Annotated in this window: 23 protein-coding genes; 10 read left to right on the forward strand and 13 right to left on the reverse strand. The window is 73.7% G+C overall.

Annotation, left to right across the window (positions count from 1 at the left end; translation table 11 throughout):
* Positions 1–243 precede the first annotated feature (243 nt).
* Positions 244–1,695 carry an aromatic amino acid ammonia-lyase gene (locus tag BA062_RS27525; RefSeq protein ID WP_110341701.1) on the forward strand — a complete coding sequence of 484 codons (1,452 nt, stop codon included), beginning with the start codon at positions 244–246 and terminating at the stop codon, positions 1,693–1,695.
* A 50-nt stretch (positions 1,696–1,745) separates the two neighbouring features.
* On the opposite strand, the gene BA062_RS27530 is transcribed toward BA062_RS27525, so the two are convergent.
* Together BA062_RS27530 and BA062_RS27535 are read right to left on the reverse strand one after the other, a co-directional pair.
* On the reverse strand, positions 1,746–2,621 hold the full coding sequence (locus tag BA062_RS27530) for an alpha/beta hydrolase (RefSeq protein WP_110341703.1): 876 nt from the start codon (positions 2,619–2,621) through the stop codon (positions 1,746–1,748).
* A 273-nt stretch (positions 2,622–2,894) separates the two neighbouring features.
* Complete coding sequence (locus tag BA062_RS27535) at positions 2,895–3,461, reverse strand: TetR/AcrR family transcriptional regulator (protein WP_168214118.1); 567 nt, start codon at positions 3,459–3,461, stop codon at positions 2,895–2,897.
* Positions 3,462–3,552: 91 nt separating this feature from the next.
* Here BA062_RS27535 and BA062_RS27540 point away from each other — a divergent pair, with 91 nt between their 5' ends.
* Entirely contained in the window at positions 3,553–4,527 is a 975-nt protein-coding gene (locus BA062_RS27540) for an aldo/keto reductase (protein WP_110341707.1), read from the forward strand.
* Positions 4,528–4,534: 7 nt separating this feature from the next.
* Here the strand turns inward: BA062_RS27540 and BA062_RS27545 are convergent, their stop codons facing one another.
* From BA062_RS27545 to BA062_RS27565, 5 genes are all read right to left on the reverse strand, one after another.
* Positions 4,535–5,200, reverse strand: coding sequence for a helix-turn-helix transcriptional regulator (locus BA062_RS27545; RefSeq protein ID WP_245960033.1), 666 nt, complete (start codon positions 5,198–5,200; stop codon positions 4,535–4,537).
* Between the two features lie 175 nt (positions 5,201–5,375).
* Positions 5,376–7,040, reverse strand: coding sequence for a right-handed parallel beta-helix repeat-containing protein (locus BA062_RS27550; protein ID WP_110341711.1), 1,665 nt, complete (start codon positions 7,038–7,040; stop codon positions 5,376–5,378).
* Positions 7,037–7,732, reverse strand: coding sequence for a helix-turn-helix transcriptional regulator (locus tag BA062_RS27555; RefSeq protein WP_245960034.1), 696 nt, complete (start codon positions 7,730–7,732; stop codon positions 7,037–7,039). The genes BA062_RS27550 and BA062_RS27555 overlap by 4 nt, the downstream gene beginning before the upstream one ends.
* The gene (locus BA062_RS27560; protein ID WP_245960035.1) at positions 7,729–8,988 is read right to left on the reverse strand and encodes a type VII secretion protein EccE; all 1,260 of its coding nucleotides are present in this window, start codon (positions 8,986–8,988) and stop codon (positions 7,729–7,731) included. Before BA062_RS27560 ends, BA062_RS27555 begins: the two co-directional genes overlap by 4 nt.
* Positions 8,989–8,999: 11 nt before the next feature.
* Entirely contained in the window at positions 9,000–10,706 is a 1,707-nt protein-coding gene (locus tag BA062_RS27565) for an AfsR/SARP family transcriptional regulator (protein ID WP_110341713.1), read from the reverse strand.
* Between the two features lie 35 nt (positions 10,707–10,741).
* Here BA062_RS27565 and BA062_RS27570 point away from each other — a divergent pair, with 35 nt between their 5' ends.
* The 6 genes from BA062_RS27570 (at position 10,742) to BA062_RS27595 (ending at position 18,859) form a co-directional block, all read left to right on the forward strand.
* A complete protein-coding gene (locus tag BA062_RS27570; RefSeq protein ID WP_210407015.1) occupies positions 10,742–11,428 on the forward strand; it encodes a response regulator transcription factor in 687 nt (228 codons plus the stop codon).
* Positions 11,425–12,678 carry a sensor histidine kinase gene (locus BA062_RS27575; protein ID WP_110341715.1) on the forward strand — a complete coding sequence of 418 codons (1,254 nt, stop codon included), beginning with the start codon at positions 11,425–11,427 and terminating at the stop codon, positions 12,676–12,678. Before BA062_RS27570 ends, BA062_RS27575 begins: the two co-directional genes overlap by 4 nt.
* A 75-nt stretch (positions 12,679–12,753) precedes the next feature.
* Positions 12,754–14,634 (forward strand): fibronectin type III domain-containing protein, encoded by a 1,881-nt coding sequence (locus tag BA062_RS41075; protein ID WP_281271664.1) that lies wholly within the window; start codon positions 12,754–12,756, stop codon positions 14,632–14,634.
* Positions 14,631–15,587, forward strand: coding sequence for an AAA family ATPase (locus BA062_RS27585; RefSeq protein WP_110341719.1), 957 nt, complete (start codon positions 14,631–14,633; stop codon positions 15,585–15,587). Before BA062_RS41075 ends, BA062_RS27585 begins: the two co-directional genes overlap by 4 nt.
* A 33-nt stretch (positions 15,588–15,620) precedes the next feature.
* Positions 15,621–16,730, forward strand: coding sequence for a DUF58 domain-containing protein (locus BA062_RS27590; protein WP_245960036.1), 1,110 nt, complete (start codon positions 15,621–15,623; stop codon positions 16,728–16,730).
* Positions 16,727–18,859, forward strand: a complete 2,133-nt coding sequence (locus BA062_RS27595; protein WP_110341723.1) for a transglutaminase TgpA family protein — start codon at positions 16,727–16,729, stop codon at positions 18,857–18,859. Before BA062_RS27590 ends, BA062_RS27595 begins: the two co-directional genes overlap by 4 nt.
* Here BA062_RS27595 and BA062_RS27600 read toward each other — a convergent pair.
* Positions 18,856–20,235 (reverse strand): serine/threonine protein kinase, encoded by a 1,380-nt coding sequence (locus BA062_RS27600; protein WP_110341725.1) that lies wholly within the window; start codon positions 20,233–20,235, stop codon positions 18,856–18,858. The two genes, BA062_RS27595 and BA062_RS27600, sit on opposite strands and share 4 nt — an antisense overlap.
* Positions 20,236–20,392: 157 nt before the next feature.
* Between BA062_RS27600 and eccD the strand changes: the two genes are divergently transcribed.
* Both eccD and eccB read left to right on the forward strand, forming a co-directional pair.
* Complete coding sequence (gene eccD, locus BA062_RS27605) at positions 20,393–21,775, forward strand: type VII secretion integral membrane protein EccD (protein WP_110341727.1); 1,383 nt, start codon at positions 20,393–20,395, stop codon at positions 21,773–21,775.
* A 4-nt stretch (positions 21,776–21,779) separates the two neighbouring features.
* A complete protein-coding gene (gene eccB / locus BA062_RS27610) occupies positions 21,780–23,183 on the forward strand; it encodes a type VII secretion protein EccB (RefSeq protein WP_110341729.1) in 1,404 nt (467 codons plus the stop codon).
* Positions 23,184–23,411: 228 nt separating this feature from the next.
* Here eccB and BA062_RS27615 read toward each other — a convergent pair whose 3' ends face one another.
* Genes BA062_RS27615 through BA062_RS27635 form a run of 5 tightly spaced genes read right to left on the reverse strand, consistent with a single transcriptional unit; the run spans position 23,412 to position 26,262 of the window.
* On the reverse strand, positions 23,412–23,657 hold the full coding sequence (locus BA062_RS27615) for a GatB/YqeY domain-containing protein (RefSeq protein WP_110341731.1): 246 nt from the start codon (positions 23,655–23,657) through the stop codon (positions 23,412–23,414).
* 49 nt (positions 23,658–23,706) lie between these two features.
* A complete protein-coding gene (mycP, locus tag BA062_RS27620; RefSeq protein WP_110341733.1) occupies positions 23,707–24,990 on the reverse strand; it encodes a type VII secretion-associated serine protease mycosin in 1,284 nt (427 codons plus the stop codon).
* Positions 24,991–24,994: 4 nt separating this feature from the next.
* Positions 24,995–25,333: a hypothetical protein gene (locus BA062_RS27625; RefSeq protein ID WP_110341735.1), complete on the reverse strand. Its 339-nt coding sequence runs from the start codon at positions 25,331–25,333 to the stop codon at positions 24,995–24,997.
* Positions 25,333–25,713, reverse strand: coding sequence for a YbaB/EbfC family nucleoid-associated protein (locus tag BA062_RS27630; protein ID WP_110341737.1), 381 nt, complete (start codon positions 25,711–25,713; stop codon positions 25,333–25,335). Before BA062_RS27630 ends, BA062_RS27625 begins: the two co-directional genes overlap by 1 nt.
* 24 nt (positions 25,714–25,737) lie before the next feature.
* The gene (locus BA062_RS27635; protein WP_110341739.1) at positions 25,738–26,262 is read right to left on the reverse strand and encodes a hypothetical protein; all 525 of its coding nucleotides are present in this window, start codon (positions 26,260–26,262) and stop codon (positions 25,738–25,740) included.
* Positions 26,263–26,265 lie beyond the last annotated feature (3 nt).

Genomic DNA, 26,265 nt, shown 5'->3' on the forward strand with positions numbered 1-26,265 from the left:
AGCCGAAAGCGTGTCGGCGGTACCTGAAATCTGATCACGACGTGACACTGGATTTCCAGGTCTCATCGCCACACTCCGTGATCGGATGCGGGGGCGGCTGCTGGCCCCGCTGTCTGACCGGTGGCGCCGCAACCTGAAGCCGCGTCCTCGTTCGTGGTCTGAAACGGCCCTGTCTCGGTGACCAGACGCTTTCCGGTCACGCACCGGCGCCAGGCGGTCACGGTCCCCGGTACAAACGCGGGCATGGCTTCGCGGGATGTGGTGCTCGACGGCCGATCGCTGACCGGTGACCAGGTGATCCAGGTGGCGAGGGGGCGCGCGCCGGTGGTGATCGACGACGCCGGGCGGCACGCCGCCGAGGCGGCGTGGTCCACCGCCGAGCGGCTCGTCACCCGCGGGCCCGTCTACGGGCGTACCACCGGCGTCGGCGCCAACCGTGTCGAGGCCGTCGGTACCGGCGACAGGGAGGGCCACGGTGTCCGGCTGCTGCGCAGCCACGCCGGCGGGGTCGGTGACCTGCTCGCCGAGGAGGAGGTGCGCGCGATGCTCGTCGTGCGCCTCAACCAGCTGCTCGCGGGCGGAGCCGGACTGCGGCCCGGTGTCGCCGACGCGCTCGCGGATGCGCTCAACTCGGGCAGCTATCCGGCTGTGCACGAGTTCGGCGCGATCGGCACCGGCGATCTCACCGCGCTGTCCGAGACCGGGCTGGCGCTGCTTGGCGAACTGCCGTGGCTCGGGCCGCTGCCCGGACCGGAGCCCATCGGCCTCGACTCCGGCGACGCGCTAGCCCTGATCAGCAGCAACGCGCTGACGATCGGGATCGCCGCGCTCGCCTGGCACGAGGCGCGACGGCTGCTGGAGGCAACGCACGCGGTGGCGGCGCTGTCCTTTCTCGCCGTCGACGGCTCACCCGAGGCCTACGCCGAGCGTGTGCACGCGAGCAGGCCGCACGCGGGGCAGGTCGAGGCCGCGGCCCGGATGCGGGCCCTGCTCGGCGCGCCGACGCGCCCGCCCGCGCGCCTGCAGGACCCGTTCGGTTTCCGGTGCTTCCCGCAGATCCACGGACCCGCGCTCGACGCAGCGGCACAACTGTCCACAGTGGTCGGTGTCGAGATCAACGCGGCGGCGGAGAACCCGCTCATCTCCGCCGAGGACGACACCGCCTACCACCACGGTGGGTTCCACTGCGCGTACCTTCGGCACACGCTCGACGGTTTGCGCCTGGCACTGCTGGACACCGCACATCTGTCGACGGCCAGGCTCGCGGCGCTCCTTGACCCCAGGTTCACCGGGCTGCGCCCGTTCCTCGCTCACGGTGAGAGCGGCAGCTCCGGCGTGATGATCCTCGAGTACAGCGCCAACTCCGCGCTCGCGGAGGTGCGGGCGCTCGCCGCGCCCGCCGGGCTCGGCAACGCCGTGGTGTCGCGCGGGCTCGAGGAGCACTCCAGCTTCGCGTTCCAGTCCGCGAGGCAGTCGCTGCGCTCACTGACGGCACTGCGACTCGTGCTCGCGTGTGAGCTGGTCACGGCGGTGCGGGCACTGCGTCAGCGTGATGTCGTCCCGTCGGCCGCCACAACGTTGCGCACCGCCTACGACCTCGCCGCGGGGAAGCTGAGCGCCGAGATGAGCGATCGCAGGCTGAGCGCGGACGTGGAGCTCGCCGCGACGCTGCTGGAAGACCTCGCCGGGCTCTGAGAACCGCGGTTGCTCGCCCCGCCTGCGCGAGAACTCCCGGCAGCCGGTCCCTAAACGGTCAGGCCGTCGAGAATGGCGGCCACCTCCGCTGCCCGGAACACGAACCCGACGTGGGAGGTGTCCAAGGTGTGCACGTCGTAGGGATTGTCCGGCGTGAGCGCGTCGGCTTCGGCGATCAGCCGATCCTGCATGGCGATCGGCAGGGTTCGGTCTTCCGTGAGCCGGATGTAGCTGCGGGCGATCGTGCCCCACGTGTCCGCCTCGACGCGGGCATCGCCGGTCATCACCGCCAACGACTCGTCGGGCTGCAGGATGTTGAGGAAGGCCCGGAATCGCTCATCGGTGATGTCGGCGGCAATCGCCGCCTTCAGGGCGGTGAGCAGTCCAGGGTCGGCCGTGCGGTAATTGGCCCGGCCAACGCCGAGTTCCGCCGGGTCGCCGACGTTCAGCGCGGACAGCGGGCCCATCAGGTTGGTGGCGAACTCGGGTTCTCCGAAGTACTCGATGGGGTTGGCATGCTTGACGCAGGACCAGGCGGAGACGTACACGAGCCGGTCCACCAGGTGCGGGACCACGTTGCCGGCGACGCTGATGGCCGTTCCGCCGAGGCTGGCGCCCACCAGTACCACCGGTCCGTGCTCGGCGACCCGGCGGACGACGTCGACGACTAGGTCGGCGTTGTCCCGCAGGGTGACCGTGGCCAGGGTCGAGGGCTCTGCCGCCCACGCGTCGAGGTCCTGCGGCGCCTGGTAGGCGACCGGGTACTGCGCGTCCAAGCCGTGTCCGGGGAGGTCGACCGCGAGACTGCGGTGACCGAGCAGCGCGAGTTCACGCTGGATCGGGGCCCACATGAACGAACTGGAGCCGGAACCGTGCACCAGCACGAATGTTGGTGCCGAGCCGGTGCGTGAGGTGTTCGAAGACATGAGAAGTCGTCCTGTCGAATCGAACGCGCCGACCGTAGCCGGTGCTGGAAACGGGTGCCGGGAACCGCAGCCCGACCCCGGCTGGTGACACCGGCCGGGGATCGCGCGGGTCTCAGACGTTCTGCGGAAGACGAACCGGGTGCACCATGATCACGACCGTAGCCGAAGCCGGGACTCCACCGCGAGCGGATTGCGGAGCGGTCCACGGGCTTTCCGGGCCGGTCTCCCACCTTGGGCCAGGTCGGAGGGGCGCCGTGCCGGGGAGATCACGCATCACGAACGTGCTGCTCCGTCGAGAAACAGCGAGACGACCGACGCGGCGACGGGTTCGGCGCCGGCGTCCTCGCGGAGGCTGTACCGCAGACCGTTCTCCAGCAATGCGGCGAACGTCCCGAACAACAGCGCGGGATCGACGTCGGCGCGCAGCTGCCCGTCGGCCACCGCGCGGTCCAGCACGGCGCGCACCGGTTGTGCGATGCGCCGTTCGTGCTCGGCCTGTTCCTCCGCGTCCTTGGCGTAGCCGCGGACCAGCGCCGGATAGGAGCCGCCCGCGGCGAGGAAGGCCCGCGCGATTCGGGCGAGCGCCTCCCTCGCGGGAACGCCGTCCAGGCCGGCGTTCCCGAGCCGCCGGCCCAGATCGCCGATCGCGGCCCGTGCGATCGCGCGCTGGAGGTCGTCACGGGTCGGGAAGTGGCGGTAGAGCGTCGCGCGGCTGACCCCGGCTCCGGCTGCTACCTCGGCCATGCTCACGCCTTCGCCGCGGTCGGCGTACAGCCGCGCGGCGAACGCGACGATCGCGGCCGTCGTGTTGTCCGCGCCCCGTGAGGTTCCAGGTGGCATGGCGACACCGTACGGGCGGCCAGGGCGAGTTGACAACAACGTCTCATTAGCGAGACATTTATGTCTCACAGGTGACGACGGACGGAGAGACATGGAGCGTCGAGAACTTGGCCGTACCGGAATCGAGGTCAGCCCCGTGGGGCTCGGCACGCTGCAGTTCGGCTCCCGCGGCCTGACGACCGGCTTCTACCCGGCACTGCCGCCCGAGCGGATCGCCGAGATCGTCCGGGCAGCCGTGGAGGGCGGCATCGACTGGTTCGACACGGCGGAGATGTACGGGCGCGGTGAGTCGGAGCGGCTGCTCGCCTCGTCCCTCACCGAGGCGGGCGTCCGCCCCGGCGACGTGGTGATCGCGTCGAAGTGGACCCCGTGGCTGCGGACGGCGCGGTCGATCTCCCGGACGATCGACGCGCGCCTGCGGGCGCTCGCGCCGTTCCCACTCGACCTGCACCAGATCCACATGCCGCACGGCAGCTTCTCGCGCATCGAGTCCCAGGTGGAGCAGCTGGCCCAGTTGCGGGAGGCGGGGCAGATCGGCGCGGTCGGCGTCAGCAACTTCTCCGCCGCGCACATGGAGCGCGCACACGACGTGCTGCGCAGGCACGGCCTGCGGCTGGCCGCCAACCAGGTGCAGATCAACCTGCTGGCCCGTGACATCGAGACGGACGGGGTGCTCGAGACCGCCGAGCGGCTCGGCGTCACCCTGATCGCGCTCGCACCGCTGCGCACCGGGCTGCTGACGGGGAAGTTCCACAAGCGCCCGGAACTGCTCCGCAACGTGCCGAGGGTGCGACGGCTGATGGCCGCCTACACGCCGAAGACGTTCGCCGCGACGACCCCGCTGATCGACACGATGCGGGAGATCGCGTCCGCACACGGCGCGACCGTCAGCCAGGTCGCGATCGCGTGGATCCTCCAGCGCTACGGCACGCGGGTCGTCGTGATCCCCGGCGCGTCGAAGGTCCACCACGCCCAGGAGAGCGCGGCGGCGATGAGCCTCGAGCTCACCGCAAGGGAGATGACCGCGCTCGATGAACGGTCCAGCGCGGCCATCGCCCGCCTCTGACGGCTCGTCAGCACGCGGGTTCGACGAGCCAGCCCCGGTCGGCGGCCTTGGCGCCCGCCTGGAACCGGCTGCGCGCGCCGAGCCGGCTCATCAGGCCGGACACCAGGCGGCGCACCGTCCGTACCGAGACGCCGAGGCTCGCCGCGGCGGCCTCGTCGGTGTAGCCGGCCGAGAGCAGTGTCAGCATCGCCCGCTCGCGCTCGGTCAGCTCCGCCTCGTCCGGAAGGCCGCCGGGCACGAACGGGACCGCCGAGGGCCAGACCCGCTCGAACAGGGCGACGATCGTGCTCACCACGCTCGGCAGCCGGAACAGCGCGAGGTCCGAGGGCTCACCGGGCAGCACGGCCAGCTCGCCGTCGATCACCACCGCGTCGGCGGGTGCGTCGGCCACCGTGCGCACGTCGGCCCCGGCCAGCGCGAGGGACCCCAGCCGCATGGCCATCGCGGGAATCGTGCGCGCCTCGTCAGGAACGAGCACGCGGTAGCGCACCCCGGGGCGAGGGCTGCCCTTGCCCAGCAGGGGAAGCCGGCCGTGCACCGAGTCGGCGAGGCCGGAGACGACCAGCACCTCGCGCTTCGCCGAGGCCAGCGTCGCCTCGACCCTGGCGCGGGTGGACAGCGGCAGCGTGTTGCGGTGCAGCACGGCGACCCTGGTCGGCTGAGTGGCGATCATGGCGGTTCCTCCCCGTCTGTGGCTCGCCTCCGACCTTCTCGCCACCCGCATGAGGATTCGATGACAAGCCGTCTCGTGGCTCGGGCCCGACCGCAGTGAGGGCCACCTTCACTGCGTTGAGCGCAGGCATGGTGGCCTTCACTGCAGTTGCGGTGGGGCGGGTGCCCCTGTTCTGTCAGGAGGGGGTTGGGCTTGCCTCGATCGCGTTCAGCACGTCGTCGGCGCGCAGCTCTCTCAGCTCGGCGGCGTCCGGGATGCGGCCCAGCCTGCGCAGCCGTCCTGACTGGGCCTTGCGCATCACCTCGAACAGCCGCCGCGCGTCGCGGGCGTTGCCGAAGCCGGGAGCGGCCGAGATCCGCCGGAAGTGCTCGGCGAGCGCGGGGCCGGACTGCGGGTCCAGCTCGTAGTCGCCGGCAGTCACCATCCGGCCGATGATGCCCACCAGCTCGTCCGGCGTGTAGTTCTCGAACTCGATGGTCTTGGCGAACCGCGACGACAGCCCGGGGTTCGCGGCGAGGAACTGCCGCATCTCCGCGGTGTAGCCCGCGACGATCACCGCGATCTCCTCGCGATGGTCCTCCATCAGCTTCACCAGCGTGTCGATGGCTTCCTGGCCGAAGTCGCCGCCGCTGCCGGACTGCCGGGACAGCGTGTACGCCTCGTCGATGAACAGCACCCCGCCGAGGGACTCCTCGAACACCACGGCCGTCTTCTCCGCGGTGTGGCCGATGTACTGGCCGACCAGGTCCCTTCGCGACACCTCGCGGAACCCGCCCTTCGGCAGCACGCCCAGTTCGCGCAGGAGCTTGCCGTAGGTACGCGCGACGGTGGTCTTTCCGGTTCCCGGCGCGCCCGCGAAGATCAGATGGTGGCTCAGCGCGCCGGTGGACAGACCCGCGCGCGAACGCCACGAGTTGACCTGTATCTCGTCGACCAGTGAACGCACCTCGGCCTTGACGCCGGGCAACCCCACCATGCCGTCGAGGTCGGTGAGCAGAGCGTCGAGCGGACTCGATCCACTGAGGACGCTCGCAGGCTCCGTCACGACCTCAGCGGTCGCCGCGGCGTCGAGCCGGATCGCGGGCTCGGCGGTGTTGCCGACGTCGCACGCCTCGATCAGGCCGCCGCAGTTCGGTCCCACGTCGATGCCCACGCCCCGCGCGTCACGCACGGAGGTGCGGCGCAGCACGGGCTCGCTGCGGTGGGCCACCACGATGCCCGCCTGGCCCGTGCGGGAGATCCGGCAGTTCTCCACGGTCGGCCGTGCGTGCTGGTAGACGTAGAGCCCACGTTGCCCGCACCCGCTCACCGTGCACGACCGCAACACGGGGTCGGCGCCGAGGCCGACGATCAGCCCGTCGGCGGCGACGTTGTCGATGGTGACGTTCTCCACCACGCCCGACGTGCCCTCCAGCACGAGCCCGTGCTCGGCCCCGGTGATGGTGACGTCCCTGATCGTCAGCGGGCCGGGTCCCCGCACCGTGACGGCGGGCCCTCGTTCCGCCGTCACGGTGGATCCGGTGAGGGTCAGCTCGGCGTTCTCGGCCTGCACGGCCGCCGTGTCCCCCGCGCGCACGGTGAGCCCGTGCACGGCGAGCCCGCCGCCGCGCGCGAGCAGCACCGGCACGTCGGCGCCGGTGCCGTCGAGCACCACCTCGGCGTCGTCGGCCGCGCGGAGGGTGAGCTCACGGCCCACGAACTCCAGCGTCTCCGCGTAGGTGCCCTCGGCAATGGAGACACACGCGCCGTCGGGTGCGTCGAGCACGGCGTCGCCGATCGTGGCGTAGGCACCATGCCTGCCCGGAGCCACGAGAACGGTGCGCCCGGTCGTGGTCGTCATCGGCCCGCCTCCTCCCTCAGCCAGCCTCGGTCGGCGGCCTTCACACCGGCCTGGAACCGGCTGCGTGCGCCCAGGCGGTTCATCAGGCTCGACACCATGCGGCGCACCGTGCGCACGGAAACGCCGAGTGCGGCGGCCGCCGACTCGTCGGTGCAGCCGTCGGCGAGCAGCGCGAGCAGTTCGCGGTCGCGGGCCGCCGGTGCTCCCGGCTCGGGCGGGTCGCCTGGGATCACCGGCACCGCCGAGGGCCAGAGCCGCTCGATCAGCTCGGTGACCGCCTCGACCACGCTCGGCAGGCCGAGCACGGCGATGTCGCCGGGACCGCCCGGCAGGATCGCGACCGCGCGGTCCACCACCAGCGCCTCGACGGGCACCGCGGGCAGCGTGCGGACCTCCGCGCCCGCCTGGGCGAGCCTTCCGAGCCGCCGTGCGGGCTCGGCCACGGTGCGCGCGTGGTCGGGGAACAACATGCGGTAGCGCACCCCTCGCCGCAGGCCTGTGTGGTCGATCCGGCGGAACGTGGTGACCGGGTCGTCCGACAGTGAGCTGACGACCAGCACCTCCCGCTGCGCCGAGGCGAGCTTCGCCGCCACCCGTGCGTGCCGCGATACCGGCCGGCACGCCGAGTGTCCACGAAGGACGGTGAGGCGGGGCTGCGTCTCGTGACGGTCGAGCGGGGACTGGGTGATCACGGGTTTCCTCCGATCGGCAACGACGCGGCCACGGCCGGGGCGTGCTGGTTGTCCATGCGTTCGAGCCGCAGGCCGGGCAGGTGCATCCGCAGCAGCCGCTCGGCTGCGGCGTCGACCCCGGCGTCGGTGGTGGCCGCGACCCGCAGCACGGCGGCGTGCTCGGGAGCGGTGATCGCGATCGTGCACGCGGTGCCCGGCACGGCGGCCAGCAGCCGGTGCAGCACCTGGATCCTGGCCTGAACGGGGCGGTCTCCGAGCCCGGTCAGCCGGAGACCGACCTGCGTGATCGGCCCGGCCCGCCAGTGGCGGCGCTCCTCGCGGATCATGCCCCGGCCGGGACCGGTGTGGGTGAGCGCCACGAGCGTCGAGAGCAGCTCGGGCTCGGTGAGCGCGGTCGCGCCGAGCCCGGCTCTGCGGAGCTTGCGGTGGAGCCTGCGAACAGTGTTGTTGAGCGCGACGAGCAGGTCGGCGTCGTCGGCGAAGTTCGGCTCCCGCAGCGCCCGCACGGCCAGCCACGCACGGGTGTGGTCGGTCTGCTGTGGACCGCGGTGCAGCACGAGCTGCAGCCGGATCGCGGGCAGCGCGGGGGAGGGCTCGCCGTTGTCCGCGAGCAGCGCACCCGACAGCGCGAGCTGGGCGAGCACGGCCGGTCCGGTGTCGACGGGGCGCAGCACGGCGACGAGTTCCCCGGTGCGGCTCACCACGCCCGCCGACGTCCCAGCGAGCTCGACGGTGCGCGCGCCCGAGCCGGGTGCCAGCGCCCGCAGCAGCAGGTGACCCGCTTCCGTGTCGGGCAGGTCGCGTTGACGCCGCCGCAGCAGCAGCCGCGCCCGCTCGGTCAGCTCGTCGGAGAGCCAGCGCCCCCGGTACCGCAGCCCGGTCCACGCCAGCAGCGTCGCCGAGGTCAGCAGGAGTGCCGTCACCACCGGCCACGGCCTGCCGATCGCGAGGAACGCCAGCACGAGCGCCAGCTGCCAGCACACGATGCGCAGCACCGGCAGGTCGAGCGGCTCCCGTTGCCGTGGACGGTCCTGTGGTGGCTCGGCGGGCAGTCCCGTGTGGACGGGCGACGGTACCGGTGCGGCGGGCCGGGTGTGGTTCCGCTGCCCGGTCTTCGGCCGCGTGGCGGGGCGCGGATGCGCCGCGACGGCCCGTGCGGCGGCGGCGACCGTCGCGACAGGCCGCGCGGCGGCACCCGGTGCGGCCACCGGGCGGGCCTCCGGGGCGACGGACTGCCGTTGCTGCTGCGCGGTCATGGCCGGTGCCCTCACGCCACCCGCACGGCGGGGGTCCCGAGGCCGGGTGCGCAGGTGCGGCAGCGTGCGTAGTGGCGCACGAGCCGGTGACCGGCGTAGCGCTCGCCCGGCAGCGCGTCGAGCAGGCTCACGTCCACGAGTGCCTCCAGGGCGGGTCGCACGGCTTCTGGCGTGCTGCCGAGCGCGCGGGCCGCGGTGGTCAGCTCGAACTCGCCGGGCAGCTCGCCGAGTGCCGACAGCGCCCCGCGCAGGGCCGGGGGCAGTTCCGCGAAGGCGCTCGCCAGCGCGTGCCGGTGCCCGAAGGACAACACCCCGCACGGGCCCGTGCGGAGTTCGCGGGTCAACGCGTGCGGTGTCCACTCGGGACGCGTGTGCAGCTTCGCCGCCACGTCCCGCAGCGCTGCCGGTATCCCGCCGCACCGCCGCACGACGGACGCGGTCACGTCCTCGCGGGCGAACGCGTCCGGTGCCGCCGCGCGGAAGAACGCCGCCGCATCCCGGTCGGCGAGCGGGCGCAGGCCGATCCGGACCGCACCGTCGACGTGCCAGTCCCGGTGCCGGGTGGTGACGAGCGTCAGGCTGGAGTCACCCGAGGGCAGCAGCGGCTCGATCTGGTCGCCGCTTTCGACGTGGTCGAGCACCAGCAGCACGCGGCGTCCGGCCAGCTCGGAGCGCCACAGCGCGGCCAGCTCCTCCGTTGAGCTCCCGGTGCCGGGGGTGCCGATGCCGCGCAGCAGCCGGGCGAGCACGCCGGTCACGTCGCGATAGGCGCGCAGGTCCACGAAGAACTGGCCGTCCGGGAACTCCTCGGCGAGCCCGTGCGCCGCGTGCACCGCGAGCGCGGTCTTGCCGACGCCGGGCAGGCCGTCCACCAGCACCACGCCGCCGCGTGCCCGGCGGATGGTGGCCAGCTCGGCCGAGCGGGCCGTGAAGTGCGCCGGGTCGCGGGGCAGCTCCCGCCGCGGCGCGCACGGCTCGCCGCTCGCCTCCCGGTACGCGGCCGTGAGCGCCCGGCCAGGACGCACTCTCAGCTCGGCGGCGAGCACGTGCCGGGCGCGGTCGTACGCGCGCAACGCCTCCGCGCGCCTGCCCAGCGCGTGCAGCGCGCGCACCAGGCTCGCCCACGGCCCCTCGCGCAGCGGATCGTCCTCGGTGAGCGCCTTCAGGGTGTGCACCGCCTCAGCGGTGCGGCCGAGCGCGAGCTGCGCCTCGGCGAGCTCCTCGCGCAGCTGATGCCGCAGCTCGACGAGCCTGGCAGCCTCGTAGTCGGCGCCCGCCACTCCCTCGAACGGCTGCCCGCGCCACAACCCCAGCGCGGCCTCGAACGCGCCGACCGCGGTGGTCAGCTCGCCCGCTTCCACCGCTGACCGTGCGGCGGCGGCGTGCCCGGCCGCCTGGTGCGCGTCGAGCTCTCCCGGTGCGAGCCGTAGCCGGTAGCGGCCCGGCGCGCTCTCGATCCTCGGCTCGCCGTCGTCGGAGACCAGCACGGGCAGCAGGCGCCGCAGCCGCCACACGTACGTCTTCAGGTTCGCCTCTGCGGAGGCGGGCGGCGCGGCCGCTTCGTGCCATGTCGCGTCGATCAGCTCGGCACCGCTGACCCACGCGTTAGGGTGCAGCAACAGCGTCGCCAGCACGGTCGCGGCCTTGCCGTGGCCGAGCCGGTGTACCTCGCCGTCGCGGCCGTGCACCTCCAACGGCCCCAGAACACGGAAGAGCATGGCAGCAACGATCGCGGCACGAACATGAGGTTCCGATGACAGCGACAGCACGAGTGCTGGTGGTCGAGGACAACGAGGACCTGCGCGTGGCGGTGACCACCGAGCTCGCCGCACACGGGTTCCGGGTCGACGAGGCCGGGGACCTGGCGACGGCCGACGCCGTGCTGACCGGTGCCCACCACGACTGCGTGGTGTTCGACCGGATGCTGCCCGACGGCGACGCGGCGACCTACGTCTACGAGCGCAGGCAGCGGGGCTGGGCGGTGCCCGTCTTGTTCCTGACCGCCCGCGACACCGTCGCCGACCGGGTGGCCGGCTTCGAGCACGGCGGCGACGACTACCTGGTGAAACCGTTCGCGGTCGCCGAGATGACGGCCAGGGTCCTCGTGCTGTGCCGCCGCTCGCAGGACCGGCGGCCGCCGGTCCTGCACCACGCCGACCTCGAGCTCGACAGCGCGCGCAGGCAGGTCCGCAGGGCCGGCGTGCTGCTCACGTTGAGCGACAAGGAGTTCGCCGTCCTGGAGTACCTGATGGTCCGCCCGGAGCAGGCCGTCACCCGCACCGAGCTGATCGAGCACTGCTGGGACACCAGCACCGACCCGATGTCCAACGTGGTCGACGTCGTCGTGCGCAGGCTCAGGGCGAAACTGCGGGAACCGGAGCTGATCCACACGGTGCGCGGTGTCGGGTACCGCCTCGACGGTGGCCGGAGCGGTTCGTGAACGGCTCGGCCGCGGCCCGGCTGCACCGGTTGCGCTGGCTGCTCACCGTGCTGTTCACGGTGCTCAACGCCACCGGGTTGATCGTGCTGGCATGGCTGCTCGTCGACCAGGACCGGGAGCAGGGCGAGCTGCGGATGGACGCCTCGCTGAAGGAGGTCACCGCGGCGGTGTCGCGGCTGGTCCAGTCCAGCGGCGACGGCACCGTCGTCACGGCGTTCATCGGCCAGGACCAGATCGACACGAGCTGCCCCGAGTTCGCCGTGCTGCCAGCCGGGGCCGGTGAGTTCGAGCCGCACTTCAGCAGGCGGGACTGCGCCCCGGTCGACCGCGGTCGCCTCTACGGGCTCGCGGAGGACTCCACCGCGAGCGGGAGGGTGATCCAGGGCTACGTGCCCAGTACCGAGGACGGCCTCGTGCGGGTGGTCACCAAGCCGTTCCTCAACGCCGCGGGTCAGTACGCGGGCGCGATCGTCGCCGTGAGCGACCCGACGGAGGAACTGGACCGGCACAGCGCGTTCGTGTGGTGGGTGATCGGCGGCTGCGCGCTCGCGGTGGCCGCGGTCGGCCTGGCGGGCCACCTGCTGTCCGGTCGCGCGATCCGGCCCGCCGCCACGGCACTCGAACAACAGGAGGTGCTGCTCGCCGAGACCGCCCACGACCTGCGCACCCCCGTCGCGGCACTGCGGGCGCTGGCGGAGACGGCCATGCGCAACCCGGCGGACCGGCCCGACCTGCTGCCGCGCACCGTCCGGCTGGCCGCGCGGATGGGCTCGATCATCGACGACCTGCTCGTGCGCGCCCGGCTCGCCGCCGGGGTGGAGACGCTCGCGATCCAGCCCGTGTGGCTGGACCAGCTCGTCACCGGCGTCGTGCAGGAGACCCCGTCCAACGGGGCACAGGTCACGGTCACCACGGCCCCGTCCGCCGTGTACGCCGACCCGAACCTCGTGCAGCGTGCGGTGGGCAACCTCCTCGACAACGCGCTGCGCTACGGCCGCCAGCCGGGCTCTCCGGCGATCGTGCACATCACCGTCGCGGGCGGCCGGGTGACGGTGGCCGACCACGGTCCCGGGATCGACGCCTCGGTGGCCGAGGAGAGCTTCGACCGGTTCACCAGCGGCGCGGGGTCCAGCGGCCTCGGGCTGTCCATCGTGCGCTGGACGGCGCAGGCACACGGCGGTTACCTGCGGGTTTACAACGCCGAGGAGGGCGGCGCGATCTTCGAGCTGTCCTTCCCGCTCGCCCGCTAGCGGGGGCTGCGCCGTCCGGGTCCGTTGTACCTGATGTTGACCCCGCGTGTACCGGCGTGTCCTATGCTCCCCTCTGTGACTGGGAGGAAGCTGTGGCATCGCCTGCCGATGGCACTGCTGGTCGCCGCCTGCGCCGCCACCGTGACGATCGCGATCTCCGGGGCGGCCCAGTCACCGCGCGGTCTGGACTTCGCGCCCGCGGGGCACTGGGTCGTGAACCCCGAGCTGGACGTGGTGTTCCACGTCAACGGCGCGGCCAAGTCCGTGGACGCGCAGGCGAACCTGCCGATCGATCCCGGTGACCTCGTCTACCAGGGGGAAACCAGCGCGTACGTCGTCGGGCAGGCGCGCATCAGGGAGTTCGGCAAGTCCACTCTGGAGGTCGAGCGCACCATCAACGCGCCGACGGGCGAGCAGCCGGTCGGCGTCGAGGCGCCCGGCGGTCCCTACCTCGTCTACCGCGAGGCGGGCAGCGTGGTGCGCCTCGGCGAGCGGCCCGCCACGATCCGCGCGGGGGAGGGCCTCGGCGACCCGGTGGTGACGCCCGACGGCACGCTATGGCTGCACCGGCAGTCCTCCGGGGTGCTGTGCATGCTGCCCAGGGACGCCGACCAGGTGTCGTGCCCCACCGTGACGCCGCCGGGTCACAGTGGAGAGCTGACCGTCGTGGGCGAGCAGGCCGCGTTCGTCGACACCACGCAGGACACGGTGCGGGCCGTGTCGGACGGGCGGCTCGGCGACCCCGTGAACGTCGGCGTGGACCTGCCCGGCACGGCCCAGGTCGCCACGGCGGACGCGGGCGGGCGCATCCCCATCCTCGACCCCGCCGAGAACAAGCTGCACCTGCTGGACGGCCGCGGCCTCACCACGCCGGGAGCGGACCCGAGGCCCGTGACGGTCGAGCTGCCCGACGGCGAGTACGCCGCCCCTGAGTCGAGCGGTTCCTCGGTGGTGCTGCTCGACCTCGAGGGCAACACCGTGCGGACCTACGGCAACGACGGCAGGCCGCGGGAGGTCACGCCCGTCGCGCCGGAGACCGGGGAGCCGAGGCTGACCCGTGGGCAGGACGCCCGCGTCTACGTCGACGGCGACAAGGGCGGGCACGTCATGGTCGTCGACGACGGCGGCTCGGTGAGCCAGGTGCCGCTCGTCGGCGAGGAGGACCGGGGCGACCGGCCGCCGCAGGGCCCGCCGCCCGAGCGGACCCCCGAGCCCCCGCCCGCGCAGCCGGACCGGCCGAGCCCGCCGCCGTCCCCGCCCGAGGCTCCGGATCCGGGCCCCGTGCTGGCCGAGCCACAACCGCAGGGCGGGCAGGTGGAGCCGCCGCCCGCGCAGCCGCCTGCCGAGCCGCCGCCCCCACCGCCTTCGCCGCCACCATCGCCGCCTCCGGCCCCGGCGACCCCGCCGGGCATCGCGCCCAACGTGACGGCGACCCTGCAGGGCGACGCCGTGCAGGTCACCTGGGGTGCCGCGGCCGACAACGGCGCTCCCGTGACGGCGTACCACGTGTCGTGGCAGCCGGGCGCGGGCGCACAGACCGTGCCGGGCGGCGCGCGCTCGACCGTCCTCACCGGACTGCGGAAGGGCACGAGCCACACGATCACGGTCGTGGCCGAGAACAGCGCAGGGCGCGGACCCGGGGCGAGCACGACGATCGCCATCCCGGGACCGTCGATCACGATCTCGCGCGGCGAGCCCAGCGAGTACGACGGCTGCGGCCCGCCGTGCTACAAGATCCGGGTGGAGGCGACCGGGCTGGAGCCCAACACGTTCTACGACTTCGAGGTCGACTCCAACCATCCAACGTGGAACAACCCCGGCTCCGGCTGGGAAACCGACGAGAACGGCAACGCTGTGTTCGAAAACATCGACTTCGGTGAGCCCGGCTACGAGGTCTGGGTGTTCATCTCGGAGCTGAACGTCGTGTCCAACCGCCTGCTCTGGCCCGAAGGATGAGCGCAAGGGCGGGAGAGGTCGCCAGGCTGATCACCGACAACGTGCAGCAGGTGATCCGCGGCAAGCCGGAGCTGGTGCGCCTCGCCGTGGCCGCGCTGCTCGCCGAGGGGCACCTGCTGATCGAGGACGTGCCCGGCCTCGGCAAGACGACGCTGGCGCGTTGCCTCGCGCGCAGCATCGGCGGTGAGTGGAACCGCATCCAGTTCACGCCCGACCTGCTGCCGGGCGACATCACCGGCGTCACGGTGTACCACCAGAAAGAGGAACGGTTCACGTTCCACCGCGGCGCCGTGTTCGCCAACATCGTGGTGGCCGACGAGGTCAACCGCGGTACGCCGAAGACACAGTCGGCGCTGCTGGAGGTGATGTCGGAGCGGCAGGTGACCGTCGACGCCGTCACGCACGAGGTGCCGCGCCCGTTCCTGGTCGTCGCCACGCAGAACCCGATCGAGATGGAGGGCACCTACCGGCTGCCCGAGGCGCAGCTCGACCGGTTCCTGATGCGGCTGTCGGTGGGCTACCCCGACGTCGCGTCCGAGGTGCTGGTGGTGATGAGCGACTGCGCCGGGGTCAGCGCGGAGGACCTGCCCACGGTGGTCGACATGGCGACACTGCGCACGGCGATCGAGGAGGTCCGCCGTTCGCACATCGACCGCGCCGTCGTGGAATACGCGGCCCGGCTCGCCGCGGCGACGCGCGACCACGCGGCCGTGCGGTTCGGCGCGAGCCCACGGGGCAGCATCGCGCTGGTCCGCACCGGGCAGGCGCTCGCCGCGATGGCCGGGCGCGGGTTCGTCACGCCGGACGACATCAAGGACGTCGCGAAGCCGGTGCTCGCCCACCGCCTGATCCTCACCGCGGAGGCCGAGCTCAACCAGCGTGGCGCCGACGAGATCATCGACGAGGTGCTGGCAGCCACCCCGGCGCCCGCGATCAACGTGGCCGCCAGGTAGCAGCCCGTGCGTCCTACCCGGCGCGGAAGCGTGGTGTTCGTCCTCGCGGTGCTGCTGGTCGCGTTCGGACAGTGGGCGGGCCAGCCGCTGCTGCGCGCGCTGGGCGCGGTGCTGCTGGCCGCGGTGCTCGCCGCCGTCGCGGTGACCGCGCGGCCCGTGCGCGTGGTGGTGACCCGCTCGGTGTACCCGGACCGCGTCGAGCGCGGCAGGCCCGTGCTGGCGCGGCTGCGTGTGCGCAACCCGGCGACCAGACGGCAGGCGCCGTTCCTCGCCACGGACCGGGCGGGCGGTACGGCGCAGACCGTGCGGATCCGCGCGCTCCCCGCGTCGGCGGAGGCGACGTACCACTACGAGCTGACGATCTCCACGCGAGGCAAGGCGACCGTCGGGCCGCTGCTGCTGCACCGCGCCGACCCGTTCGGGCTCGCCACCAACCGGCTGCCCACCGGGGAGACGGCGACGCTGTGGGTACACCCCCGCCAGTACCCCGCGAGGGCACTCGTGGGCGCGCATCCCCGGCACCACCACGAGGGCGCCATCACCGACGACCCGCTGCGCGGCTCGATGGACCTGCGCGACGTGCGCGAGTACGTGCCCGGCGACGAGGTGCGCCACCTGCACTGGAAGGCCACCGCCCGCACGGGACGGCTCATGGTGCGCGACCTGGCCGACCCGCAGCAGCCGAGGTTCACGGTGCTGCTGGACACGCGCCCGGACTCGATGCGCCCGTCCGCGTTCGAGGAGGCCGTCGACCTCACGGCGTCCCTGCTCGGCGCGTCGACGCGGGAGGGCCAGCACAGCAGGCTCGTCACCTCCTCGGGGCTGGACGTGCCGACGCCGGGCGGGAGCCACGCGGCCCGCACGCTGCTCGACGAGCTGTGCCTGGTCCGCCAACGCGGTGACGACGAGTCACTGGTGCCGGCCGCGCTCGCCGCGAGCCGCGGGTTCGGTGGGTGCCTTGTGGTGGTGACGGCGGCGGACGCCGAGGTGACGTCGCTGGCCTGGTTGCGGCGCCGGTACTCCACGATCTTCGTGTTCGCGATCGGCGAGGGAGGCGGGGCCGGGGCGGTCGCCGGTGCGCGCGTGCTCGTCGCCGACGGTGCCGAGCACGGGGTACGGCGGTGGAACGAGGTGATCGGATGAGGCGGGAGCGGGTGCTGCCGACGGCCTGCGCGGTGCTGGCCGCCGTGGTCGCCGGGCTGCTGTTCGCGCCCGTCTTCGGCGTGCCCGCGCTGCTGTCGCCGCTGCTGGTGCCCGCCGCGGCGGTGTTCGCGGTCGCCGTGCTCGCCTCCCGCAGGGAGGCGCTGGTGCCGTGGCGGCCGGTGCTGACGCTGCTCGCGGGCCTGCTCGCGATCGTGGAGACCCTGCTCTTTCCCACCACGGCGGCAGGCATCCCGACCGGCGAGACCGTCCGCGCGCTGGCCTCCGGCGCGACGGACTCGTGGCGGCTCGCGCTGCAGTCGACGTGGCCCGCGCAGCCGGACCCCGCGCTGATGCTGTTCGTGCCGCTGCTGACGCTGCTCGCGGGCGTGCTGGGGGTCGAGCTGCTGCACCGGTGGGGCGCGCTGCCCGCGCTCGTGCCGAGTTTCGCGGTGGTGGTGCTGAGCCAGTTCTACAGCGCGCTGAGCGGGTTCGCGGCGACGGTCGCCGCGCTCGCCTACGCGGCGGCGGCCGGGGCGCTGCTCGCGGCCACGCGGGCCGATCGGGTCGCCGACGACCGGCGCAGGCCCTCCGCCGTGCTGCTCGCGGCACCGGCGGTGACGCTCGCGCTCGCCGGTGCGCTCGTCGGCGGCCTGCTGCTGCCCTCCGCGGAGCCCAGGTACACGTTCCAGGACGAGGAGTTCGCCCCGCTCGCCGAGAGCAGTCTCACCAACCCGCTGGACGAGCTGTCCGCGCGGCTGACGCACCCGGACACGCCGGTGTTCACAGTGGACGGTGACGATGGCGTCGACCGGTGGCCGGTGGTGGTGCTGTCCGAGTTCGACGGCGTCAACTGGACTCCCGGCAACCGGTACCGCAGGCTCGGCGAGACCCTGCCGCCCGGCGAGGAGATCGCCGTGGACGTCGAGCGCAGGAGCGCCGAGATCCGCGACGTGCGGCTCGACGGACCGTGGCTGCCGAGCCAGACGCTGCCAGCGGGCGTCGACGGTGCCGACCCGCTCGTCGAGGAACGACAGGGATCGCTGCTCGTGCCGAGAGCCGGGACACCGGGGGAGTACCGGCTCAGCTGGTGGGAGCCGCAGGTTCCGCGCGACGCCTTCCGGGGCGCCGCCGTCGACCGGTCGCTGGCCGCCGAGCTGGGCGGGGTCGGGCAGGTGCCGCAGGGCATCGTCGAGCTGGCCGACCGGGCCGTCCCGGCGCGGCCGACGTTCCAGACCGCGCTGGCGCTCGAGCGGTTCCTGCGCGAGGAGTACCGCCTGGCCACGGGACAGAACCTGCCGACGGGTCACTCGTGGCCGCAGCTGGAGGAGTTCCTGCTGGACACCCGGCGCGGCACCAGCGAGCAGTTCGCCGCCGCGTACGTCGCGCTGGCCCGCATCAAGGGCATCCCCGCGCGGCTCGTCGTCGGGTTCCGCACCCCCGCCGAGCGCGAGCCCGACGGGAGCTACACCGTGCGCAACGGTGACGCGCTGGCCTGGCCGGAGGTCGCCGTCGAGGGCGTCGGCTGGGTGCGGCTGGACCCGAGCGGCACGGCAGCCGCCCAGGGCGCCGGACCGGGCCGGGGCGTGGCGGCCGCCGCCGACGAGGCACGGGAGGAGCTGCCGCCGTCGGACGACCTGCGCGACGCACCGGTCGCGCCGGAGCCCGCCGCGCTGGAGACCGGCACGACGAGCGGCTGGGCGTCGTTCCCGTTCTGGACCCTGCTCGCGGTACCCGCACTCGCCGCCCTGCTGTGGGTGGTGGGCGTGCCGCTCGCGAAGGCGTTGCGCGCGCGGCGGCGCAGGCGACGGCCCGGCGCGGGAGCCGTGGTCGGCGCCTGGGAAGAGGCGCGCGACCGGCTGCGTGCCTACGGCGTTCCCGTGTCCGCGGGCATGACGGTGCGGGACCTGACGGGCGCCGTGGCGAGCACCGACGGCGCGACGGCGGAGGGTCTGCGCGCGCTCGGGACCACAGTGGACTTCGCGCTGTGGTCCGGAGCCGACCCCGGTCAGGACAGCGGGCGGCACGCGTGGGCAGCCGTCAAGACCGTGCGCAGGGGGCTCGCCCGGCGTGGCCTGCGTGCCCGCATCCGGGCCGCGCTGAACCCGCGCCCGCTCCGCGCGCCGCGCTAGCCGGTGCAGGTGGCCTTGCGGAGCGGTTTGGCCTGTGTCTCGTAGAAGCCGGCGCTGTTCGCGCCCTGGACGCGGAAGCAGTACTTGAGCACCGGGTCGATCTTCAGGCGGTACTCGGTCTGCCGCTGCACGAAGATCGTCTGGTTCTCCTGCCCCTCGGGGGCGACGATCAGCGCGTAGTCGAGCGGCTCGCTGCTGCGCCAGGACAGCTCGACGTAGTCGCCCTTGTCCACGGGGTCGTCGAGCTCGATGCGCACGGGTGGTGCGCTGGGCTCCGCGGGCGCGGTTTCCTCCGCCCGCGGCGGCGCCTCGGGGACGTCGAGCTCCTTCGGCTGGTTCAGCAGCAGGATCACCACCGCGACGGCGAGCACCGACAGCGCCCCGACCACGGCGACGATCAGGCCGGCCCGCGGTCTGCTCGCGGGCCGGTCCTGCGGGCCGTACTGCACGAGCAGCTGACCCCTCGGTAACGGTGGGGGCGGCACGGGCGGCTGCGCGGTGGCGTGGGGCCGGGGATACGGCTGCGCGGTGGGAGGTGCCGGTATCGCGGGGCCGAAGTCGTCGAACGCGGGCTGTGCCTGCGCGGGCCCGATCATGCCGCCGATGCGGGCGGCGACGGTCGCCGCGTCGAGCGGGCGCGCGTCCGGGTTCTTCGCCAGCAGCGCCGAGACGAGCTGGGCGAGCCCTGGCGGCAGGTCACCGCGCTCCAGCGGGGGCACCTCGCTGCTGAGCGCGCGCAGCAGCCGCTCGTCCACCTGCTCGCCGGGCCGCCCCTCGTGCGGCGACGAGCCCGACAGCGCGAAGTACAACACCGCGCCGAGCCCGTACAGGTCGGTCCGCTCGTCCCTCGTGCCGTCCCGCACCGTTTCGGGAGCCAGGAAGCCGACGCCGGCGGTGACGTCGCCGGGGAACGCGCGGCGCAACGTCAGGCCGAAGTCGGCCAGCACCGGCTCCCCCGAGGGCCGGAAGAGCACGTTGCCGGGCGTGACGCCGCCGTGCGCGAGCCCGGCCGCGTGTGCGGTGGCGAGCGCGTTCGCCAGCGCGCCGCCGAGGGCGAGCGCGTCGGGGATGGTGAGTGGTCCGAACGACGCGACGAGCTCAGGCAGCGACTGGGCGCACAGCTCCATCCGCAGTGCGGCGCGGCCGTCGGGCAGCTCCTCGACGCCGTCGGCGACCAGCACGCTCGCCCTGCCGCGCAGCTCCCGCAGCTTGCGCAGCTCGGTCTCCAACTCGCCACGGGTGCGCCGGTCGATGGGCCCGGGGTAGGCCTTCAACGCGAACGCGACACTGCCCTCCGGGTCGACCCCGGCCAGCACCGTGGCGACCGGACCCTCGCCGAGGGGAACCAGGTCGTCGTATCCGGAAAGTGTCGTCATCGCGGTAGTCATTCTGGCGCCATCCCGTCGTGTCCGGTAGCTGCCGGTCCCGTTCCCCTGTCTCGGTCGCGCGCCCATCGTAGGTAGCGACAGATCGAGGACGGGGCACGACGGCCGCATGCTGCCGTCCGCAGGGCAGGGCCGAAGGGACACGCGGATGACGACGACGAACCTCGTGCGGGTGACCATCGACGCACCGGCTCGCCGCATCGACCTGGCGTTGCCGGAGCGCTCGCCGGTCGCCGAGATCCTGCCGGGGTTGCTGCGGCGCGCTGGCGAGAGCCTGCCCGACGACGGCGTCACCGAGGGCGGCTGGCTGCTGCGCCGCGGCGACGGCACGGCGCTGGAGCTGGGGCGTTCGCTCGGCACGTATGGCATCAGGGACGGCGAGGTGCTGCACCTGGTGTCCCGCCGCCTGCACTGGCCCGAGCTGGAGTACGACGACCTCGCCGACACCATCGCGAAGGGCGCTGGGCGTACCGGCCGCCCGTGGGGTCCCGCGCACACGCGGGCCGCGGGGCTGCTGACCGGTGCGTTCGCCGCCCTGCTCGCGCTGCTTGCGGTGGTGCGGGCCGGGCCGCCGTGGTCGACGCCGGCGTGGGCCGCGCTGGGGTTCTGCGCCTTGCTGCTCGCGGCGGGCACGGTGCTGGCTCGTGCGCTGGGCGACGCGGGCGCGGGGGCGGTCGTCGCCGCGCTGGCGCTGCCGTTCGGTTTCTCCGGCGGTGCGCTGCTGCTCGCGGGCGGGCCGCCGCCCGCCGGGTTCGGCGCACCGCACGTGCTCGCGGGCTCCTCGGCGCTGCTCGTGGCCTCGGCCCTCGGCTACCTCGGGGTCGTGGAGCGGGCCGAGGTGTTCATCGGCGGGGTCACCGCGGGCCTGCTGGGGGCGCTCGCGTCGTGGCTCGCGACGCTGGACTCGCTCGACGGCGTGGACGGAGCCGCGGTGGCGGCGGTGGTGGTGCTGCTGTTCTCACCGCTGCTCGGCCCGCTGACGATCCGGCTCGGCCGGGTGCCGATGCCCGTGCTGCCGCGCAGCACCGCCGACCTCGTGCGGGATGACCCGCAGCCGCCGCGGCACGCGGTCTACGCCGCCGTGCTGCGCGCGGACCAACTGCTCACCGGCATGATCGGGGGCGCCACGACCGTCGCCGTGCTGTGCCTGTTCCTCGTGGCGAGCGAGGCGAGCACGTCGGTGATCGTGCTGCTGTCCGTGCTGGCTGTGGGCTTCTGCCTGCGGGCCCGGATCTACCCGGCGCTGCGGCAGCGGGCCCCGCTACTGCTCACCGGGGTGGCGAGCGCGGGCGCGCTCGCGGTGGGGCCCGTGATGGCGGACGCGGGCGGGCTGCTCGCGATCACCGCGCCCGTGCTGCTCGCCGTGGGCGCACTGGCCGTGGCGGCCGGGCTCGGCCACAGCAGGAGGCCGCCCAGCCCGTTCTTCGGCAGGGCGGCCGAGCTGCTGGAGGTGGCGATCGTGCTGGCGTGCGTGCCGGTGCTGTGCGCCCTGCTCGGCCTCTACGGGCTCGTGCGCGGACTCGGGGGCTGACACCGTGGCGTCCAAACGCGACCTGCTGCAGGCGCACCAGTTCCTCGCCCAGCGGGCGATCTCGGCGCTCGTGACGAGGGAGCCCGACCCGGAGCAGCCGCCGTTTCGCCGTCCCGGCGGCGCCGCGATCGGCAGCATCGTGGTGGCCGTGCTGGTGCTGGCCGGGTTCTGGGTGTACGGGCTGATCAACCCCGGCGGCAACACGTCGTGGCGGGACCGGCCCTCGGTGATCGTCGCGAAGGAGACCGGCACGCAGTACGTCTACCTGGACGGCGTGCTGCACCCGGTGGAGAACTACACCTCCGCGCTGCTCGCGCTCGGCGAGCACGCCCAGACCGTGTCGGTGTCGAGCGACTCGCTGGCGGGTGTCCCCCGCGGACCCCGGATCGGCATCGACGACGCGCCCGACACGCTCGTGGCCGAGGACAAGCTGCTCACCGGTGGCTGGAGCCTGTGTTCCCGGCCCGTGCCCGATGCGGCCGGATCCACTGTGGACGAATCGGTGCTGCTGGTGGGCACGGGTGCACAGGGTGGCACGCCGCTCGCCGGTTCCGCGCTGCTCGTCGAGGTGCCTGCCAGCGGTGACCAGTACCTGATCGCGGACGGCTACCGGCACCTGATCCGGCAGTCGGACACGGTCGCCGTCGGTCTCGCGCTGCAGTCGGAACCCAAGGCCAGGACCGGAATGCCGCTGGTGGACGTGCTGCCGTCGGGGGAGCCGATCGCGCCAATCCGGCTCGGCGGCATGGGCGCGCCGTCGTCCGCGGTGCCGGGGCGCGGCGACATCCGTGTGGGTCAGCTGCTCGTCATGGAGACCTCCGGTGGCAGCGAACACTACCTCGCCGAGGCCGATCGGCTCCGGCCCATTTCCCCGCTGCAGTACGACATCCAGCGCGCCGACCCGGAGAGCAGGCGGGCGTACGGTGGCGGGCAGCCGACCGGGATCGCGCTCGGCCCCGCCGAGGTCGCCGAGTCCCGCGTGGCGCCCGCCGAGGAGCCCGGCCCCGGAGCGGCACCCGGCGAGCGGCCCCGGTTCGCCGAAGGAGGCACGATCTGCGCGACGTACGAACCGGGCGCCGTCACCCCCGCGGTGCACGTGGACCCCCGCATCCCCGACCTGCCGACCGTGGCCACGCCCCTGCGCTCGGAGGCCGGGATGCCGCTCGCGGACCGCGTGCACGTCGAGCCGGGCCGGGCCGCGCTGGTGGAGGTGATGCCGAGCGCGGAGGCGTACGCGGGCACGCTCGTGCTGGTGACCGACCAGGGCAGGGCTTACCCGCTCGCGGGCGCCGCGGTGCTGGACGTGCTGGGCTACGGCGGCGCCCAACCCGTGCGGCTGCCGGCGGGGATCGTCAGCCGGGTGCCGATGGGCAGTGGCCTGGACCCCGCCACGGCGCTCGGCGGCTGACCGAAGCCTGGCACCGCGCGCGGTTGGCGGCCATCGGCTCGTCGACCTTGGCCCGGCTCGGCGGATCGGCCATGTGCGTGAGGACACCACGGAGACGCGGCCGACCGTGCCCGCCAGCGTGCTGGAGCCGGTGCTGCCGCAGCGGGCCCGCTTCGACCTGGCCTACGTCGATCTCGAGGCCAGCCCGGACGAGGACGTGCTGCTCGATCTGCGCAGGGGCCGACGCGTTCAGTCGCCGAGGTGCCGGTTGAGGACGTCGGCCTCGGCGCGGAGCCGGTGGGCGTGGTCGTCGCGGCCGAGTCGCTCGTACTCCGCGGCGGCCGTCAGGCGCTCGCTCACATCCCGCTCCAGTGCCGCGCGCACGTCGGCGTCGGTCAGCTCGCGGCGCTGCGCCTCGGCGGCGCCCAGTCCGGCGGCCGCCCCGGCGACGTGCTCGCCGCCGGTGAGCGGTCGGCACGCAAAGCCTGCACGCATGGGCGGGAGCCTGGGCCGGACAGCTGACGTGCGGCAAACGGACTTCCCGTCAGCTCTCGGCCGGTGGGGGCGGCACGAGGAACATCTCGTCGGGCAGGTCGTCGCGGACGGGCTCGGCGGGCGGCAGCACCGCCCGGCGGGGCCGCCAGCGCGTGCGGCGACCGCGGACCAGCACGATCGCGGCCAGCGCGCCCAGTACCGCCGTGGCCACGGTGAGAATCGCGACCAGCCGTGCGTCGGCGGTGCTGCCCTCCCACCAGGCCGCCAGCCGCATCTCACCGGGGTCCGGCACGGGTCGTCGCACCGGCGGCAGCGCGGCGGGCTCCTCAGTGGACAGTCCGTCGGTCAGCGCGCGGTACGGGTTGACCATCCCGGCCCCGTAGGCGGCGCTGCCCCGGCCGCCCGGTGCCGGGGTCGCGGTGGCGAGTATGCGCCGGGTGACCTCCTCGGCGGACAGCTCCGGCCATTTCGAGCGCACCAGCGCGGCGGTCGCCGACACGAACGGCGCCGCGAAGCTCGTGCCGTCGCGGTAGCCGTGCCCGCCCGCGCGCATCGTGGAGAGGACCCCGCCGCCCGGCGCCACCAGGTCCACCTGCGGTCCGATCTGCGAGCTGGGCAGGCGGTTGCCCGCCATGTCCACGGCGCCGACGCCGAGCACCCCGTCGTAGCCCGCCGGGTAGGCGGGGCCGCCGGGCACCGGGCCCTCCTGTGCGTTGCCCGCGGCGGCCACCACGACCACGTCCCTGTTCACGGCGTGCCGGATCGCGTCGCGCACGTAGTGGTTGTCGAGCCCACCCGCGACGGACAGGTTGATCACGTCGGCGCCGTGGTCGGCCGCATACCAGATGCCCCTGGCGAGCACCTCGGGGTCGATGGCCTGCGCGGCGCCGTCGGTGGTGTCGGTCTCGCTGACGCGCACCGGCAGGATCGTGGCGTCCGGCGCGAGCCCGGCGAAGCCGACGCCGGGAGTGGGTGCGGCGGCGATGATCCCGGCGACGCCCGTGCCGTGGGACACGCAGTCGAAGCTGCCCGGCAGGTCGCCGACGAGGAAGAAGTCCTGGCCACGCTGGACCTTCCCCGGCTGCCGCAGCTGCGGATGGTCGGAGTCCACCCCGGAGTCGATCACCGCCACCACCACTCCTGCGCCCGTGCCGTGCCGCCGCACCGCCTGCGCGTCGAGCGTCCGCTGCGCCCACGGCAGCTCGGTGACCACCGGGCTCGCGGGCTCGGTGCGGCCACACGCGCCGGGCGGTGGCGCGGCCGTGGCCACGCCGGGGTTCACGACGACGACGGCCGCCGTGAGCGTGACGGCCGCCAGGATCCTGGCTTTCATGGTGCTACGCGGGCGTTTCCCGGTGATCGGTGCCGGTCAGCCGGTTCACCGAGGTGGTGCCCTGGCTCTCGGCCGCGAGGTAGTCGTGCACGCACCCCATCGCGTCGTCGCACAGCCCGCCGTACGCGCCGGGGATGGCGTCGGCCCTGGCCGTCAGCTGCTCCGCGAGTGGCAGGTACCTCTCCAGGAACGCCTGCGCCAGCGAGTCACCGCCGATCCCGGCCTGCCCCGCCTGGATGGCCCGCTTGTGGTTCTCCCACGCGCTGCCGAAGTCCTCGCCCGCGGCGCGTAGCCGGTTGATGCCCCTCGTCACGGCGTCGGGATCCATGTCGTAGTCGGCCATCACAACTCTCCCTTGATCTTCCTGTCGAGCTGGTGCAAGAAGGGTCCGGTGTGGACGTCGGTCTCCTCGAACTTCGCGTTCGGCGGCAGGAACTGCCGGGTGATGTCGAAAAGCTGCTCCTGCGACCGCGTCACCGCGTCCCTGATCGTGTCCACGATGGAGGCGGCGAGCGCCTTGGAATCGGTGGTGCGGTAGATTCTCGGGTCGAGATACAGCTCGCTCAGCTCGCCGCGCCCCACCACCGTGGCGCTGACGAGACCGTCGGGCGAGTCGGCGGTCGCCTCGATGTCCGCGATGCGCTGCCTGATCTCGAGCAGGTCGTCGCGCAGCCGTTCGTAGTCCGCCTTGCGCGCGGCCGGGTCGATCATCGGCCGAACCATGTGGCCTCCTTCTTCCGCTGTGACTCAGGTGTTCTCGCCGGGCGCCGCTGCCCGGGTGTGCCTGGGGGCCGGGCGCTCGACCGGACCGGGCCGCTCCTCGTCACCGGTCGCGAGCCGGATCGTGCCGAGGAATCGCTGGAAGTCGCCCACGAGTGCCTCGACGTGGTCCTTCGGCGTGGTCAGCACGATCCGCAGCACCGCGCGTGTGTTGCCGTCGCCGATGTCGACCATCGCGAGGAATGCCTGGCAGCGCACGGTTTCCGGGCCGACGAGCAGGATCTGGGCGAGCCCCGGCGAGTCCGGCGTGCCGACCTCGGTCCGGTTCAGCACCTCGACGCTCGCGCCGGACCGGCGCAGCTCGGCGACGGCCTCGTCGGCGAGCTCGGGCAACCCGGTCTCGTCCGCACGGAGCTCACCCGCGGCCGTGATGGTCGCGGCCGACTCGGGGTGCACCGCGGAGACCACGCCGTCGGGCACCTCGGCCTCCCTCGCAGACGGGGCCCGCCAGCCGTCCGGTATCCGGAACTCGAGGGGAAAGGGCATGGTCATGGT

The sequence above is a fragment of the Prauserella flavalba genome (assembly GCF_003202235.1).
Lineage (GTDB): Bacteria > Actinomycetota > Actinomycetes > Mycobacteriales > Pseudonocardiaceae > Prauserella_A > Prauserella_A flavalba.